A 16196-nucleotide genomic window follows, 5' to 3' on the forward strand; every position below is an offset into this window, starting at 1 on the left:
GAACCTAAACCTGAACCGAAGCCAGAGCCGAAACAAGAACCTCAAGGTAAAGCGTATGTGGTGCAAGTGATTGCCCTCAATAATGCCAGCAAGGTTGAAGAAATTGTGGCGAAGCTAAGATTGTCTGGGTATCAGGTTTATACGGTGCCAGCGCAACCAGTGAACAACAAATTAACGCGTATTTATGTGGGACCAGAAGCATCAAGGCAGAAGCTTGAATCGGCTTTACCTGAACTGAACGCAATTACCGGTACAAAAGGGATAATCCAAGCCTTTAAGCCTTAAATTGACATTCAGTTATCCCTAAAAAATAAGGGTATTTAGTAACTTACTGCGGCGATTATGATTTTTTCTTTTCGCCGCTGATTTTTTTAAATTCGATGAAAAATGGTTACGCAAACGTTTTCGTTTTCTGTTAGAATGCATTCGCCGCTGACGTGAATGCGAATTTTGGAATGAAATATGGTCTGGATTGATTACACAATTATCGCCATTATTGGCTTCTCGGCACTGGTAAGCCTGATCCGTGGATTTGTACGTGAGGCATTATCGTTAATCACTTGGGGTTGTGCGTTCTTCGTAGCAAGTACGTTTTACCCTTATTTAGCGAGTTACTTTACGAACTTTGAGGATATTTTAGTTCGTAATGGTATTGCGATTGCAGCGCTGTTTATCGCGACATTGATTGTCGGTGCAGTGGTGAACTATGTGATTAGCTCATTAGTACAAAAAACCGGATTATCGGGTACAGATCGTGTACTGGGGATCTGCTTCGGTGCGTTGCGTGGGGTATTAATTGTATCGGCGCTATTGTTCTTTCTCGATACATTTACACCGCTTCCTCAAAGTGAGGACTGGCATCGTTCACAGCTTATTCCGCAGTTCAGTCATATAATTAGGTGGTTCTTTGACTACCTGCAAAATGCGTCAAGTTTCCTACCGGAGAATATCTCTCCGTCTGGCTGATGAGGAAAGACTAAATGTGCGGTATTGTCGGTATCGCCGGTGTTTCACCGGTAAACCAATCAATTTATGATGCGTTAACGGTGCTACAGCACCGTGGGCAAGATGCAGCGGGTATTGCGACTATTGATGGTAAAAACAATATCCGTTTGCGTAAAGCAAATGGTTTAGTAAAAGACGTCTTTGAAACGCGCCACATGCTGCGCCTTCAAGGCTCGATGGGTATTGGACATGTGCGTTATCCAACTGCGGGTAGTTCCAGCGCATCCGAAGCCCAGCCTTTTTACGTTAACTCTCCTTTTGGTATCACCCTTGCGCATAATGGTAACCTGACAAATGCTCACGAACTTGCTCGGAGCCTATTTGAAACAGCGCGTCGCCATGTGAATACCACGTCAGATTCCGAAATTCTTCTAAACGTATTAGCATACGAATTAGATAAGTTTGATCATTTTCCTCTCGAACCCGACAACATTTTTAGTGCTGTAGCATCAATGCACAAAAAAATCCGTGGTGCCTATGCTTGCGTGGCATTGATTATTGGTCACGGGATGGTGGCATTCCGTGATCCTCACGGTATTCGCCCATTAGTCCTTGGTCGCCGTATTCTAGCGACTGGCGAACATGAATACATGGTCGCCTCTGAAAGTGTGGCTCTCGATACTTTAGGTTTCGAATTCCTACGTGATGTTGCACCAGGCGAAGCGGTATATGTCACTGAAGATGGCAAATTATTTACCCGCCAATGTGCAGAGAACCCGCAGCTGACACCGTGTATTTTTGAATATGTTTATTTTGCTCGCCAAGATTCGTTTATCGATAAAATCTCGGTGTATAACGCAAGATTACGTATGGGGCAAAAATTGGGCGCGAAAATTGCTCGTGAATGGGAGGATCTGCATATTGATGTAGTGATCCCAATCCCTGAAACCTCATGCGATATCGCGTTAGAAATCGCCCATATCCTAGATAAACCGTATCGCCAAGGTTTTGTGAAAAACCGCTATGTTGGACGTACCTTTATCATGCCTGGGCAACAAGAACGTCGTAAATCCGTGCGCCGTAAGCTAAATGCTAACCGTGCAGAGTTTCGTGATAAAAACGTTCTGCTGGTGGATGACTCTATTGTGCGCGGTACCACATCAGAACAGATCGTTGAATTGGCTCGTGAGGCGGGTGCAAAGAATGTCTACTTTGCTTCAGCCGCACCAGAAGTTCGCTTCCCTAACGTCTACGGAATCGATATGCCAAATGCGAATGAGTTGATTGCACATGGTCGAGAAGTGGATGAAATTCGTAAGCTGATTGGCGCAGATGGTCTAATTTTCCAAGATCTCAGCGACCTCATCGATGCGGTTCGTGAAGAAAATCCGGAAATCAATGAATTTGAATGTTCAGTATTTGATGGCATCTACGTGACCAAAGATATCGACCAAAGCTATTTAGACTATCTAGAAAATCTGCGCAAAGATGATGAGTTGAAGTTGAAAGATCAGAGTGATGTTGAGGATTTAGAGATTTACAACGAAGGCTAAACGTTAGGGAATCCTCGTCATACTTCACGCTGTAGCGTTGTTGGCTGCATTAGCTAACCCTAGTCACATACTTGTGTATGCTCCTAGGGATTAGCTAACTTGCCGCCTAGCTACAACATGAATTATTTAGAGGATTAAATTTAAAACTAAGCTGAAAATGAAGTTAGTCTGAATTACCCTCCGTTCAAGTTTCCTTTATTGATGACTGCTTATTCAGTGAGTAAAGTTTTGCTCTGTATTTTCACTATCCTGACCTCCACACTTCGCCTCTCACTCACTACTTCACGATATTTAATATATAATGCAAGAAATGACGTGAATTGGGGCTGAACATGAAAAAATTGATCATTGGGTTAACAGGCGCAAGTGGAGCAATCTATGGCATTAGATTGCTGGAAGTGCTCAAACCTGTGAAGGATGTGGAAACCCACCTAGTGATGAGTGCAGCTGCGCGTCAGACATTAGCACTGGAAACAGAATTCAGTGTTAAAGATGTACAACAGCTTGCGGACCATGTTTATGATAGCCGCGATATCGCCGCTGCTATCTCCTCAGGCTCTTTTCGTACTGCGGGCATGGTCATCATGCCGTGTACCATGAAAACTCTTTCTGGCATCGTTCACAGCTATACAGACACGTTAGTTACCCGTGCCGCAGATGTCGTTTTGAAAGAAGGGAAAAAGTTGGTGCTGGGCGTGCGTGAAACACCGCTGCATATTGGCCATTTGAAATTGATGGTACAAGCCGCAGAAATGGGAGCGGTGATTATGCCCCCAATGCCTGCGTTTTATCACCAGCCTCAATCTATTCAAGATATTGTTAACCAGACTGTTAACCGCGTTCTTGACCAATTTGATATCGAGCTTGAACAAGATTTATTTACCCGTTGGCAGGGCGCTAAATAGTGCCTGTTTTTAAAATAATCATGATTTTGGTGCTAACAAATCTTCAAGTGCAATTCTCAGCTCAATAAATTCAAATTCAAAGCCAGCCTCTTCTAAACGTTTAGGTATGGCTTGTTGTCCACCAAGTAATAATGTCGCGGATTCCCCAAGTACACCCCTGACTGCAAATGCTGGGGTGCGGATAAAGGAAGGGCGGTTGGTAACATCCCCCATCATGGCGGCAAATTGATCATTATGGACAGGGTAAGGCGAGGTCATATTAAATGGGCCGGAGAGGGTTGGCGTCTCCATTAGGAATAAAATCGCCTTCACCATATCGTTAATATGGATCCACGGCATAAATTGTTTTCCGTGACCAATCGGTCCACCAGCACCCATTTTAAAAATAGGCAGAATTTTAGCGAGCAAACCGCCGTTAGGGGATAAAACTAATCCAGTACGTAGTAAACAAACTCGGGTTTTATCCGATTGCGCTTCTTGGGCGATAGCTTCCCAGTGAGCAGCTAGTTGATGGGTAAATTCATCATGAGGTTGATCTTCTTCCGTCACGACCGATTGACCTTGGTCGCCATAGTAACCAACAGCAGAACCTGACAGGAATACGCTCGGTGGGTTTTGACTGGCTTTGATTAAATTCGTCAATTGTTGCGTGATTTTCCAGCGACTATCACAAAGGATCTGTTTTTGTGCTGCCGTCCAACGTTTTTCTGCGATAGGTTCACCAGCAAGGTTGATGACCACATCAAAGCCATCAAGAGAGGTTTTATCTTGAAGGGTTGTCCAGCATTCAACGGCTTTACAAAATAAACTGTATACTTTTTGTGGTGAACGGCTTAACACAGTGACCTGATGTGAATGCATCACTAACGTTTGAACTAGTTGGGTACCAATTAACCCTGTTCCGCCTGTTATTAGAATTCTCATTTTTTATCCCCCTATTTAAAGCGCTATCACACTCTAAATAATCCAATTTTTACCACCCTGTAAAGATAACTATAGCATTTGCAAATGGGAATTGTTGGGTTTCAGTTAACGCTTCACAAAAAAGAATTTTGTACTGTATCTTAAAGAGATGCATTGATTTTTGTGATGGAAAGCAAGGTCAAATTTGGTTAGGATCCCTTGCAACATATATGCGAAAAGAATACCTTGTATCAAAGTATTTTGGTGGGCAAGCTAAATAAGGTTTTCAGGATGGAACAACAGACCGAATTCGTCGAATGGGTAGATATCGTTGACGAAGATAATAATGTAATAGCGCAAGCAACTCGTAGCCAAATGCGTGCAGAAAACTTACGCCACCGTGCGACCTATATCGTGGTGCACGATGGTATGGGTAAAATTCTGGTGCAACGAAGAACTGACATTAAAGATTTCTACCCAGGGCTTTTGGACGCAACGGCGGGCGGTGTCGTGATGCAAGATGAACAGATCCTTGAATCAGCTAAGCGCGAAGCTGAAGAAGAATTGGGGATTGCTGGCGTTCCGTTTGCAGAGCATGGCACTTTCTACTATGAAAATGAAATTTGCCGTGTGTGGGGTGGATTATTTAGTTGTGTGAGCCACGGTCCTTTTGCTTTGCAAGAAAGTGAAGTCGCGGAAGTAAGTTGGTTGACACCTAAGGAAATTACCGCTCGTTGCGATGAGTTCACGCCAGATTCACTCAAAGCGCTGTCATTATGGTTAACACGTAATAATGAAGCGGATAAGGCGATTAGTTGTTCAAACCCAGAGTAAATGCGAGTATTGAAATTAGGACTACCTTGGTAGTCCTTTTGTATTTTTATGATTTATAAAATTTAGGTTCTTTGATTTTATTGGATAGCGGATATTGATGAAGTTTATCGGCGTAGGAAGTATTAACCTCGATGATTTTCTCGTGTTGAGCATTAACTAAGCATGCTTGCTGAGACATTGTTTTCTCAATGAGATTAAAAAACTTTTTCTTATTTTTTGTTATATAAAGCCCTTTATTAGGTTCAAAGAACTTGAATATAACTTTATCGTTGATATGTTTAATTGTGATCCCCATGGCATGATTTTTAGTAATAAAATCACAAATGGTATCCTTCTGTTGCTGTAGCCGATTATTAATACGCTGTTTGAATTGCTCGAAGGTTATATAATTTTGCGGATTTAATTTTATATCATTATCAATAATCGTATAGGTATCATACTTTATATTATATTGGCTATTTTTTGTATTATTTGGTACTTAATGATTTTTTTCTGGTGATTTTTAACCAGTTCAAAAAAAGGTTTCATACCTTTGAGTGATAAGTCAGTTTTTGCAAAATTAGAACATTTTCTCTTAATTTCTCGAGCGGTTAACTTTATTAAATGACATTCAAAGTGGCTTTTCCCTTTTAATATATCTTCCCTGGCGTTTGCGGATGTAGAATATGCATAAGAATATAGCTGATGTAATGCTTTTTTTAAGTTGATAACATCATCTTCTTTTATATTATCGAGTAACAATGCGCTATTTTTTAAAAAGATTTCACTGATGGAGTCAAGCATTTTTTTTTGTTTTAATTCATGACTATCATTTGAAAAATCAAACTTTTTTATGGCGTTGTCAATGTGAAGGGCATAGTCAACCGATGCTTGTTTATAAATAATTTGACAGAAAGCATCATTTAAAAAAGTACGATAGTGACGAGTGTTTTCTTTGGCGTTATGTGTTTTTTTTAATGCGTGTGCCAGATTTTTTATATATTTCTTTTCATCATTTGCATGGGCATAAAATAAGAAAGCATGTGTTAATCCATAACAGACACCTTTTTCGGCTTCTTGGATATTTTTAATGCCAATTATATTGCGGGAAAACTCATTCTCAGCGGTGTTTTTAAAATGATCTGTTAATTTTATCTGTTCAAACTTAATATGAACTCTATGGGAAAGAATCATAATTAACCTCAATATTTTGTGAAAATATAGAGGTTAATGATATGGAAATGGGAGGATGTTATTTTCAGATAGCGATGAAAAAATAAAGGTCAACCCATTTCTGGATTGACCTTTTAACTCAATACTTAATAACTAAGATTATGCGTTTTCGTTTTGTACCGCTTGAATAGCAGTCAGTGCAACGGTGTAAACAATATCGTCTACCAGTGCACCACGGGATAAGTCGTTAACGGGTTTACGCATACCTTGCAGCATTGGACCGATAGAGACTAAGTCAGCAGAACGTTGTACTGCTTTATAGGTAGTATTACCGGTGTTCAAGTCTGGGAAGATAAACACAGTTGCTTTACCTGCAACCGGTGAGTTTGGCGCTTTAGATTTAGCCACATCTGCCATTACTGCAGCATCGTACTGTAACGGACCATCGATCATCAGGTCAGGGCGTTTTTCTTGCGCTAAACGTGTTGCTTCACGCACTTTCTCAACATCGCTACCCGCACCGGAATTACCCGTTGAGTAAGAGATCATCGCAACGCGAGGCTCGATACCAAAGGCTTTTGCTGAATCCGCAGATTGAATTGCGATTTCAGACAGTTGCTCTGCCGTTGGATCTGGGTTAATCGCACAGTCACCATAAACAAACACTTGCTCTGGCAGCAGCATAAAGAATACAGAAGAAACTAATGAGCTACCTGGCGCAGTTTTGATTAACTGTAGTGGTGGGCGGATGGTGTTTGCGGTGGTATGAACCGCACCAGAGACCAGACCATCCACTTCGCCTTTTTCCAGCATCAATGTGCCCAGAACAACGTTATCTTCCAATTGTTCCCGAGCAACCACTTCGGTCATGCCCTTGCTCTTACGCAGTTCGACTAAGCGTGCAACATATTCTTCGCGAACTTTAATTGGGTCAACGATTTCGATGCCAGCGCCTAATTCGATACCCTGAGATGCTGCAACACGGCGGATATCATCAGGATTACCTAACAATACGCAGGTCGCGATACCACGTTCAGCACAAATCGATGCTGCTTTAACGGTACGTGGTTCATCACCTTCTGGCAGGACGATACGTTTGCCTGCTTTACGAGCCAGTTCAGTTAACTGGTAACGGAACGCCGGAGGAGACAGACGGTTAGGACGCTCAGAATCAGCAACCAGAGATTCAATCCAGTTACTGCTAATGTGGCGAGCCACATAGTTTTGAATTTTCTCGATACGCTCATGGTCATCAGCAGGTACTTCAAGGCTGAAGCTTTGCAGATTCAGTGAAGTTTGCCATGTGTTGCTGTTCACCATAAACACAGGTAAGCCAGTTTCGAATGCTTGTTCACAAAGTTTGCGAATAGGTGCATCGATATCATAGCCGCCTGTTAATAAGATAGCCCCAATTTCGACGCCATTCATTGCTGCTAAAGAGGCGGAAACCAGTACGTCAGGGCGATCCGCAGAGGTCACTAATAATGAACCTGGGCGGAAGTGTTCCAGCATGTGTGGAATGCTACGTGCGCAGAAAGTGACGGATTTAACGCGGCGAGTATTGATTTCACCTTCGTTAACGACTTTCGCATTTAAGTGTTTTGCCATGTCGATTGCACGAGTGGCAATCAGGTCAAAGTTCCAAGGAATTGACGCTAAAACGGGTAGATTTAAACACTCCAGCGCTTTGGCATCGATATTTGCCACAGTCGCTTTGGTTGAATCATCAAAGATTTCAGACAGGTCAGGGCGAGTACGACCTTGTTCATCAACGGGGGCGTTAACTTTGTTAACGATAACCCCGATGATGCTTTCATTACGTTGGCCACCAAATTCGTTACGAACCAGCTCTAAACGCTCTTGCATTTGCTGGATTGAGCTATTGCCCGGTGCAGTAACAAATACAATTTCAGCACCTAGGGTTTTAGCAATTTCGTAGTTCAGTGATTGAGCAAAAGAGTGCTTGCGAGTTGGGACTAAACCTTCGATCAGGATCACTTCTGCATCTTTAGTGTGGTCGTGGTAGCGCGCCACAATCTCTTCCATCAGAATGTCTTTCTTTGATGAAGTCAGTAGAGACTCAACATATTCCATTGTTAAAGGCTCAACAATGGTTGTGATGCTGGAGTGAGAACGTAAAACTTCGGTAGTTTGGTCTTTATTACCGGAAACGCGTGGTTGTGCGATAGGTTTAAACACGCTCAGCTGGACACCTTTTTGTTCCATTGAGCGGACGACACCCAGACTAACGCTGGTTAAACCAACGCTGGTGCCAGTAGGAATTAGCATAATTGTACGGGACACAGGAACCTCGTTTTTTGGTTACTCTAAAGCAGTACCGCCAGCATAAGGCTGGCGGCAAGAAAGTCTTTATGCTGTTAAGCGTGCAGCATCTTGGGCAATCACCAACTCTTCATTGGTTGGGATAACCAGTGCCGGGCGGCTGTTGTCGGTGGTGATAACACCTTCTTTACCGAAACGTGCTGCTAAGTTGCGCTCGTGGTCATATTCGAAACCAAGAATTGCCAGTTTCTTCAGCGTGATTTCACGCACTTGTGCAGAGTTTTCACCGATACCACCAGTGAAGATGATTGCATCAAGACGACCTTCCATCAGCGCGCTGTACGCACCAACATATTTTGCTAAACGGTGGCAGAACACATCCATTGCACGGGTTGCATCCGCTTTAGTGCCGTAGTTATCTTCAACATAACGGCAGTCGCTAGTCACGCCAGTTAAGCCCAGTAAGCCAGACTCTTTGGTCAGCATTTTGTTGATTTGGTCAACGCTCATGCCTAATGAATCATGCAAGTGGAAAATAATCGCAGGGTCGATATCGCCGCTACGAGTTCCCATGACTAAGCCTTCTAATGGAGTTAAACCCATTGATGTATCAACACATTTACCGTTAACGATAGCAGATACTGAACCACCATTACCTAAATGGCAAGTGATAACGTTCAGTTCATCAACTGGCTTGTTCAGTTTTTTCGCGGCTTCACGAGAAACGTAGAAATGGCTAGTACCGTGCGCACCATAACGACGGATGCTGTGCTCGGAATATAATTCGTATGGCAGTGCATACAGGTAAGCTTCTTCAGGCATGGTCTGATGGAACGCTGTATCGAATACCGCTACGTTTTTGGTGATCAGATGAGGGAATGATTTTCTCGCCTCTTCAATACCAATAAGGTGAGCTGGGTTATGTAAAGGCGCGAATGGGATTGCCGCTTTAATACCCGCGATAACTTCGTCGTCAATAACAACAGAAGAAGTAAATTTCTCGCCACCATGAACAATACGGTGACCAATAGAGGAAATTTGTGCTGACAATTCAGGCTTCGCAGCAAGAATCGTATTTACGATGAAGTTCAGTGCTTCGCTATGCGCAGCGCCTGCACCTAAAGGTGCCTCATGTTTTTCACCGTCCATTTTCCATTTAATGCGGGCTTCAGGCAAATTAAAACATTCAGCTAAACCTGATAGAAATTCATCTCCATTAGTCGGATCGATGATTGCAAATTTCAGTGAGGAGCTACCGCAGTTTAAAACCAGTACCAGCTTACTTGACATGGAAATACCTATCTTAGTTGATGTTGTGAAGCCCGTTATGAGGACACACAGACTTAGTTGAAAAATGTAATTCGCTAGAGCCTAGCGCATTTATATCCGACCAATTCATGATTGATATCATGATATGTGCAAAAAAGTACATGGGTCGATGATTTTACAGGGTTTTCTCGCGCAAACGTTACGTGATGCTGTTAAATAACTGTGAGAAATAAGTCACAGTATCGTGTTGAAATAACGCGCAGAACCCCAATATATCACTGTTGTTTACTTATTAAAGAGAACTATTAAGTAACATAGTTCGGCAGTAATTCTAATTACGGTCGATTCTACTAAAACTATTTTATATTTTATATGTTTTTTTTAAAAATAGGGCGTTTGGTTGATTAAAATCATAAATGCCATATAAAGTGTAGTTATAGCGGTGAGTTACGCATTCAAGAGAATAGCGGGTTTCATTTAAGTTAGCTTAATTAAAGCTAAATTTGTGAAAATTAACTTAAAAACTGAGTGTGCGTTCACGCTCAATTTGACGTAAGCTAGCCATAGATTGATATTGTTTTTGTGATGACATCCAGAAATGAATAGCGATAGAAAATGAATGGCAGTAGAAAATCAATAGTAGTAGGAAATTAATTGATGAGCACAATGCAGAGTACCCCTCCGGGTTTTTTCAAACGCTTCAGATTAGGTAATCACTATCTGAAGGTTTTCCCTATGGAAAAAAAGCTAACGCCACTGTTTCCTGAACTACGTATCAATAAAGCGATTCGGTTTGGGATCCGCTTTATGCCGCCCATTGCGATATTTACGCTGGCTTGGCAAATTGCGTTAGGCGGGCAGTTAGGTCCAGCTGTCGCAACGGCGCTATTTGCCTGCAGCTTGCCAATGCAAGGATTATGGTGGTTAGGTAAGCGTGCCGTCACACCATTACCGGCAGGGTTATTAAGCTGGTTCTATGAAATTCGCGATAAATTTACCGAAGCGGGAATAGCGATGGCACCCGTTGAGCAGCAGCCTGATTATATGGCGCTAGCCGAACTTTTGAAAAAAGCGTTCAATCAGTTAGATCATACCTTTATGGAAGATATCTAAACGGTTCATTGAACCTTATTTAGCATTCAATTTGATAACAAACCTTTATTTAACAGTAATTAACGCAAAATAACTGTTTAGATCAATAAAAGTGATATTTAATCTGTGCATTATCAACATTGAATGCGAAGATTGCAGAAAATTATCTACGGAGAGCTGTGATGGAAATGACCAATGCTGAACGCTTAATTTTATCCAATCAATATAAAATGATGACCATGTTAGACCCAGATAACGCGGAGCGTTACCGCCGTCTGCAAACTATCATTGAGCGTGGATTTGGTTTACAAATGCGCGAGCTGGATAGGGATTTTGGTGAACTCAGCGAGCAAACGTGTCGTACAGTTATTGAAGTGATGGAAATGTACCATGCGCTGCAAGTTTCTTACGGCAACATGGAAGACAAACATGGTGTGGATGGTCGTCGTGTGCAGTTTTTGGGCTTTGATGCCGCAACGGAAGCGCGTTATCTGAGTTACGTGCGCTTTATGGTTAATACAGAAGGGCGATATACCCATTTCGATAGCGGAACTCATGGCTTTAACTCACAAACACCAATGTGGGATAAATATTTAAGAATGCTGAAAATTTGGCAAGCTTGCCCTCGCCAATATCACCTTTCAGCGGTTGAGGTTTCTCAAATTCTCAATGCTTAACCTATCTTTTTAGGTAGACACATTTACGTCTTGCATTAGGTAGCACGATTTTCTGAAAAAGGGTTTGATGTGAAGTTAAAAGCAAAAGGTTTTTTATTCGATCTCGATGGCACGTTGGCGGACTCACTCGCTGTTGTTGAGCGCTGTTGGTGTTTATTCGGCGATAGAATTGGTGAAGATAAGCAAGCGATTATCGACTACATTCATGGAAAACCTGCAATGACCACATTGCGCCATTTCCTACCTAATGCAAGCGAAGAAGAGCTGCAAAGCCATTTTCGTTGGTTAGAGAAGATGGAAAGTGAAGATATGGAGGGGGTTGTTGCACTGCCAGGTGCAATAGCACTGTTATCTTTACTGAATAAATTAGGTGCCCCTTGGGCGATTGTGACATCAGGTACAGTACCCATTGCTCACGGACGCCGAGCAGCAGCGGGTTTACCTGAACCTAAACATTGGGTCACGTTTGAAAAAGTCTCGAAAGGTAAACCAGACCCAGAACCTTTCCAATTAGGGGCGAAAAGCCTCGAACTGCCTCCTGAAGAGTGCATTGCTTTTGAAGATGCGCCAGCGGGGATCCATTCAGCATTAAGTGCGGGCTGCCAAGTTATTGCAGTTCACGCTCCAGAAGGCATGCCGAGAAGAGATGAAATCTCTGCGATTATTAGTACATTAGAACAAATTTCCGTGACAGGTCCTGACGATAACGGCTATTTTGAGCTTTTCGTGTCGAAAAACGTCTAATTGCGATCTAATCAAAGAAATCCTCTGAAAAACATGGTTAACTAACTAAAATCTTTAGCCTGTTTTTTTTCGTCGAAAGGGGATACTTTGAACGGAGAATTGCTGTGGGTGCTAACCCTACTATTGATCGCGGTTGTTCTATTTACTACCAATAAAGTCCGCATGGATGTGGTTGCCTTATTAGTCATTGTGGCGTTTGTATTAAGCGATACACTGACCTTACAACAGGCAACGGCGGGTTTTGCGGATCCTAACGTTTTGTTGATTGCCGCTCTGTTTGTCATCGGTGATGGTCTGGTTCGTACCGGAATTGCCTATCAAATGGGGGAGTGGCTCGTCCGAGTTGCAGGCAGCAGCGAAAGTAAAATGCTCGTCTTTTTAATGATGACGGTGGCGGGGCTCGGTGCATTTATGAGCTCCACTGGCGTGGTAGCTATCTTTATTCCGGTGGTGCTCAGTGTCGCAGCACGGATGAAAACCTCACCAAGTCGATTAATGATGCCGCTGGGCTTTGCTGGCTTAATCAGCGGCATGATGACATTAGTCGCAACTCCTCCCAACATGGTGGTCAACAGTGAATTAGTTCGCGAAGGATTACCCAGCTTTCAATTTTTCTCAATCACCCCAATAGGACTTCTTATTTTAGTCGCGGGTATTGGCTATATGTGGTTGACTCGCCGCTGGTTGGGTAGCAATGAACCGGATAAACAACCTGTTAAATATCAACGTAGTTTTCGTGATTTGATCCGCGATTATAAACTGGCTGGGCGTGCCCGCCGATTAGCGATTCGTAAAGGTTCTTCACTGATTGGACACACGCTTGATGAGCTTCATTTGCGTTCCCGTTATGGTGCAAACGTTGTGGGGATTGAGCGCTGGCGTAAGTTTCGCCGTGTGATGGTGAGTGCAACGGGGGGAACGGAGCTACGTGAGCGTGATGTTTTGCTAATTGATATTTCAGTGACTGACGATGAACTGCGCCAATTTTGTAGTGAACAGCTTCTTGAGCCGATGATTTTGCGTGGGGATTATTTTTCCGAGCAATCGAGGGATGTGGGGATGGCGGAAGTTTCCATGAACCCGGACTCGGAATTGCTAGGTAAAAGTTTACGAGAGATTAAATTTCGTACCCGATATGGTTTAAACGTCGTCGGGATCCGTCGCGATGGAAAAGCGCTTGATGGAAAACTGGTGGATGAACCTTTGCGCTTGGGGGATATTTTACTGGTCATCGGTGATTGGAAATTGATCCGTGTTCTATCAACAAAACCGCGTAATTTTATCGTATTGAACTTAGCCGCCGAAGTCGAAGCTGTTGCCCCTGCCTCCTCACAAGCCCCTCATGCGTTATTTTGCCTTGCGCTTATGGTGGCGATGATGGTTACCAATGAAATCCCTAACTTTATTGCGGCGTTGATTGCCTGTTTATTAATGGGAAAATTTCGCTGTATTGATATGGAAAGCGCGTACAAATCGATTCATTGGCCGAGTATTATTTTGATTGTTGGCATGATGCCATTCGCTATCGCTTTACAAGAAACCGGGGGGATAGCCCTTGCGGTAGATGCACTAATGAAGGTAGCTGGCGGATTAGGTCCTCATGTGATGCTAGTCTGCCTGTTTATTTTATGCGCGACGATAGGCTTATTTATTTCCAATACGGCTACTGCGGTACTCATGGCGCCTATTGCGATTGCCGCTGCGCATCAAATGGATGTCTCTCCATTACCTTTTGCGATGGTGATTGGTATTGCGGCATCCGCTGCGTTTATGACCCCGGTTTCTTCCCCTGTGAATACATTGGTATTGGGTCCCGGTGGTTATAAATTTGCAGATTTTCTGAAGATCGGCGTGCCATTTACGATAATTGTAATGTTTATCAGTGTGGCAGTTATTCCTATCTTATTTCCTTTTTAAGTAAATACAAAAATAGTATCAATAAAGAGCTCTATTATATATTAGGGCTCTTTTTATATTAAAAATAATAAATTTATAATATTTAATATATTTTAATGATAAATCTTTTGTTGATATTCTCCTCAATTCAATATCTATTAATTATAGGCGGATGATATGAGTAAAAATGAATCGTGGGGTAATGAGAAGTTTGTTTACGGTTATTGCGATTTTGAAAATTATTGGGGGGAGGATTTATCACATGTTGTGTTAACTCACTTTGTCTCTGGTTATTTTGATATAACTAAAAAACTGTTAACTTCAAAAGAAATATATGACATTCCGAATAAGGCTGAACTGAAAAAGGTGTTCACTATATTATTTGAGCGAAATAAAATAGATTCATATGATTTTTGGTCATTAAAATTAGTCACGAAGAGTGGAGAGGTTTATGAAACGAAAGAACCTTTACGTTGTACTATTTCAATTGATGATTCTGAGTTTGTAATATTGGGTATTAATGGGGATGCAAAAACATTTTATATTGCATTCTCTGTAATGATAGGTTGTAATGTAAAATTAGAAAAGGTTGATTAAGCTCTTTTGTTAGACGAGTTTAGAGTTGAAGTTTTTAGATTGGTAGAACAATAAATATACTATATAAGTGGGCATCGCATACCACTACTTATATATTAATTGCTTATTTCATCTAAAGACAGAGTAAAGCTAGGTACAAACGTTTTTATAAAATATTCCATTTCAGGGCTATTGCGCTCCGCTAACATTTTTTCAAGACGTCTTTTGGCTAACTTGAATTCGCTATTACCTGCGGATAGCTCTTCCAAACATTTTAAATAGGCACATAAGGTATCTGCCTGTTTTACAATAAAATGTTCTTCCTCGGATTGCAGATCTTCTACCAGTAAGCATTTAAAATCGTCTTGCAACTCTTCTGGCAGCATATCCAACAATTTTTGCTGGGCAAATTTCTCGATTTTTTTATATTCGTGGGCGATTTGCTGATTGTGATATTTAATTGGCGTTGGTAAGTCACCAGTGATGACTTCACTGGCATCATGATACATGGCAAATAGCGCAATTTTTTCAGGGTTGACATTTCCCTCGAATTTGCGGTTTTTAATGACCGCAAGAGCATGTGCTACCATGGCAACTTGTAAGCTATGCTCGGAGACATTCTCGGTACGCACATTGCGCATGAGTGGCCAGCGATGAATAAGTTTCATTCTAGCAAGGTGGGCAAAAAAATAACTCATAATCCCTCTTCAGTGATCCGGTGATGGTCTAAATTATATCTCAAAATTTATGAGGCTGGTAAGTTTATTTTGTCAGGCTTAAGAGGGCTTTTCTTATAAAAAACTAATAAATACAAGTGGTTTAAGGTTACTTAAATACCGCTATGATGAGACTCTATCTAAAAAGGAGGATGTATGAACATAGAAAAACTAAGTGGTGGTATTGCCTCATTTGAAAACCATTGGGGAGAAGAGATATTGATGGCTAATTTACAGCACACTTCAATTAGATTGGCTTCAATTTCACTTGGGGGTATACAAAATAATGAACTGATTGAAAATGCATTTGAATATATTATTCAACATGATGTTGGACAAACAAGTGATTACTGGCGTGTTCATATTGTAACGTTGTCGGGTTCTTATACTACGCCTGATGGATTTTTTTGCTCAATTAGTGAGGAAGATAAAAAAATAGGGCGAGTTAAATTATCCGTTGATGGTAAAAACAAGCAATTAAATGTTACATACCCAGTATCAGGAACTTTTTCGACAAAAATGTCTATGTATTACTGAGTTTTTCTTTTTTCAATCAAATAGCTATTGCGAGAAACATCGGTAAAGTATTTGAAATAAGGTTGATATGTATTACCTTTGAAAATTTCTAGTGTGAAGATTTAACAGTCGTTA

16 protein-coding genes are annotated in these 16196 nt (G+C 41.7%); 11 read left to right on the forward strand and 5 right to left on the reverse strand.

Features of this window, described 5'->3' with window-relative positions; all coding sequences use genetic code 11:
- The 4 genes from GKR71_RS11085 to GKR71_RS11100 all read left to right on the forward strand — a co-directional run.
- The coding region (locus GKR71_RS11085) for an SPOR domain-containing protein (protein WP_195848969.1) at window positions 1–285 on the forward strand (285 nt) is incomplete at its 5' end.
- 177 nt (window positions 286–462) lie between these two features.
- Window positions 463–966 carry a colicin V production protein gene (cvpA, locus tag GKR71_RS11090; RefSeq protein WP_006660265.1) on the forward strand — a complete coding sequence of 168 codons (504 nt, stop codon included), beginning with the start codon at window positions 463–465 and terminating at the stop codon, window positions 964–966.
- Between the two features lie 14 nt (window positions 967–980).
- A complete protein-coding gene (gene purF, locus GKR71_RS11095; protein WP_036952698.1) occupies window positions 981–2498 on the forward strand; it encodes an amidophosphoribosyltransferase in 1518 nt (505 codons plus the stop codon).
- 332 nt (window positions 2499–2830) lie between these two features.
- The gene (locus GKR71_RS11100) at window positions 2831–3403 is read left to right on the forward strand and encodes a UbiX family flavin prenyltransferase (RefSeq protein WP_036952700.1); all 573 of its coding nucleotides are present in this window, start codon (window positions 2831–2833) and stop codon (window positions 3401–3403) included.
- Window positions 3404–3421: 18 nt separating this feature from the next.
- On the opposite strand, the gene GKR71_RS11105 is transcribed toward GKR71_RS11100, so the two are convergent.
- Complete coding sequence (locus tag GKR71_RS11105) at window positions 3422–4327, reverse strand: TIGR01777 family oxidoreductase (protein ID WP_036952702.1); 906 nt, start codon at window positions 4325–4327, stop codon at window positions 3422–3424.
- 270 nt (window positions 4328–4597) lie between these two features.
- Between GKR71_RS11105 and yfcD the strand changes: the two genes are divergently transcribed.
- Window positions 4598–5140 (forward strand): NUDIX hydrolase YfcD, encoded by a 543-nt coding sequence (yfcD, locus tag GKR71_RS11110; protein WP_036952704.1) that lies wholly within the window; start codon window positions 4598–4600, stop codon window positions 5138–5140.
- Window positions 5141–5581: 441 nt separating this feature from the next.
- Here the strand turns inward: yfcD and GKR71_RS20070 are convergent, their stop codons facing one another.
- From GKR71_RS20070 to ackA, 3 genes are all read right to left on the reverse strand, one after another.
- Complete coding sequence (locus GKR71_RS20070; RefSeq protein WP_230085070.1) at window positions 5582–6313, reverse strand: hypothetical protein; 732 nt, start codon at window positions 6311–6313, stop codon at window positions 5582–5584.
- A 138-nt stretch (window positions 6314–6451) separates the two neighbouring features.
- Window positions 6452–8581, reverse strand: a complete 2130-nt coding sequence (pta, locus tag GKR71_RS11120) for a phosphate acetyltransferase (protein ID WP_154600249.1) — start codon at window positions 8579–8581, stop codon at window positions 6452–6454.
- A gap of 81 nt (window positions 8582–8662) precedes the next feature.
- Window positions 8663–9865 carry an acetate kinase gene (ackA, locus tag GKR71_RS11125; protein WP_036952711.1) on the reverse strand — a complete coding sequence of 401 codons (1203 nt, stop codon included), beginning with the start codon at window positions 9863–9865 and terminating at the stop codon, window positions 8663–8665.
- 636 nt (window positions 9866–10501) lie between these two features.
- Here ackA and yfbV point away from each other — a divergent pair.
- The 5 genes from yfbV to GKR71_RS11150 all read left to right on the forward strand — a co-directional run bounded on the left by yfbV (window position 10502) and on the right by GKR71_RS11150 (window position 14850).
- Entirely contained in the window at window positions 10502–10957 is a 456-nt protein-coding gene (yfbV, locus tag GKR71_RS11130) for a terminus macrodomain insulation protein YfbV (RefSeq protein ID WP_036952713.1), read from the forward strand.
- Window positions 10958–11118: 161 nt separating this feature from the next.
- Window positions 11119–11613, forward strand: a complete 495-nt coding sequence (locus GKR71_RS11135; protein ID WP_036952716.1) for a YfbU family protein — start codon at window positions 11119–11121, stop codon at window positions 11611–11613.
- 69 nt (window positions 11614–11682) lie between these two features.
- Entirely contained in the window at window positions 11683–12357 is a 675-nt protein-coding gene (locus tag GKR71_RS11140) for a sugar phosphatase (RefSeq protein ID WP_036952718.1), read from the forward strand.
- A gap of 87 nt (window positions 12358–12444) precedes the next feature.
- A complete protein-coding gene (locus tag GKR71_RS11145; RefSeq protein WP_036952721.1) occupies window positions 12445–14274 on the forward strand; it encodes an SLC13 family permease in 1830 nt (609 codons plus the stop codon).
- Between the two features lie 156 nt (window positions 14275–14430).
- Window positions 14431–14850, forward strand: coding sequence for a hypothetical protein (locus tag GKR71_RS11150; RefSeq protein WP_051422684.1), 420 nt, complete (start codon window positions 14431–14433; stop codon window positions 14848–14850).
- A gap of 95 nt (window positions 14851–14945) precedes the next feature.
- Here the strand turns inward: GKR71_RS11150 and yfbR are convergent, their stop codons facing one another.
- Window positions 14946–15527 (reverse strand): 5'-deoxynucleotidase, encoded by a 582-nt coding sequence (gene yfbR / locus GKR71_RS11155; protein WP_036952723.1) that lies wholly within the window; start codon window positions 15525–15527, stop codon window positions 14946–14948.
- A 174-nt stretch (window positions 15528–15701) separates the two neighbouring features.
- Between yfbR and GKR71_RS11160 the strand changes: the two genes are divergently transcribed.
- A complete protein-coding gene (locus tag GKR71_RS11160) occupies window positions 15702–16082 on the forward strand; it encodes a hypothetical protein (protein WP_036952726.1) in 381 nt (126 codons plus the stop codon).
- Window positions 16083–16196 lie beyond the last annotated feature (114 nt).

The sequence above is a fragment of the Providencia sp. wls1922 genome (assembly GCF_009706505.1).
Classification (GTDB): domain Bacteria; phylum Pseudomonadota; class Gammaproteobacteria; order Enterobacterales; family Enterobacteriaceae; genus Providencia; species Providencia lanzhouensis.

What these genes read in the sequence shown, in the direction of transcription:
- yfbR (WP_036952723.1), bottom strand. Translation starts at nt 15,527, where the DNA reads ATGAGTTATTTTTTTGCCCACCTTGCTAGAATGAAACTTATTCATCGC.
- GKR71_RS11135 (WP_036952716.1), top strand. Translation starts at nt 11,119, where the DNA reads ATGGAAATGACCAATGCTGAACGCTTAATTTTATCCAATCAATATAAA.
- GKR71_RS11100 (WP_036952700.1), top strand. Translation starts at nt 2,831, where the DNA reads ATGAAAAAATTGATCATTGGGTTAACAGGCGCAAGTGGAGCAATCTAT.
- GKR71_RS11160 (WP_036952726.1), top strand. Translation starts at nt 15,702, where the DNA reads ATGAACATAGAAAAACTAAGTGGTGGTATTGCCTCATTTGAAAACCAT.
- GKR71_RS11150 (WP_051422684.1), top strand. Translation starts at nt 14,431, where the DNA reads ATGAGTAAAAATGAATCGTGGGGTAATGAGAAGTTTGTTTACGGTTAT.
- purF (WP_036952698.1), top strand. Translation starts at nt 981, where the DNA reads ATGTGCGGTATTGTCGGTATCGCCGGTGTTTCACCGGTAAACCAATCA.
- ackA (WP_036952711.1), bottom strand. Translation starts at nt 9,865, where the DNA reads ATGTCAAGTAAGCTGGTACTGGTTTTAAACTGCGGTAGCTCCTCACTG.
- yfcD (WP_036952704.1), top strand. Translation starts at nt 4,598, where the DNA reads ATGGAACAACAGACCGAATTCGTCGAATGGGTAGATATCGTTGACGAA.
- yfbV (WP_036952713.1), top strand. Translation starts at nt 10,502, where the DNA reads ATGAGCACAATGCAGAGTACCCCTCCGGGTTTTTTCAAACGCTTCAGA.
- cvpA (WP_006660265.1), top strand. Translation starts at nt 463, where the DNA reads ATGGTCTGGATTGATTACACAATTATCGCCATTATTGGCTTCTCGGCA.
- pta (WP_154600249.1), bottom strand. Translation starts at nt 8,581, where the DNA reads ATGCTAATTCCTACTGGCACCAGCGTTGGTTTAACCAGCGTTAGTCTG.
- GKR71_RS11105 (WP_036952702.1), bottom strand. Translation starts at nt 4,327, where the DNA reads ATGAGAATTCTAATAACAGGCGGAACAGGGTTAATTGGTACCCAACTA.
- GKR71_RS20070 (WP_230085070.1), bottom strand. Translation starts at nt 6,313, where the DNA reads ATGATTCTTTCCCATAGAGTTCATATTAAGTTTGAACAGATAAAATTA.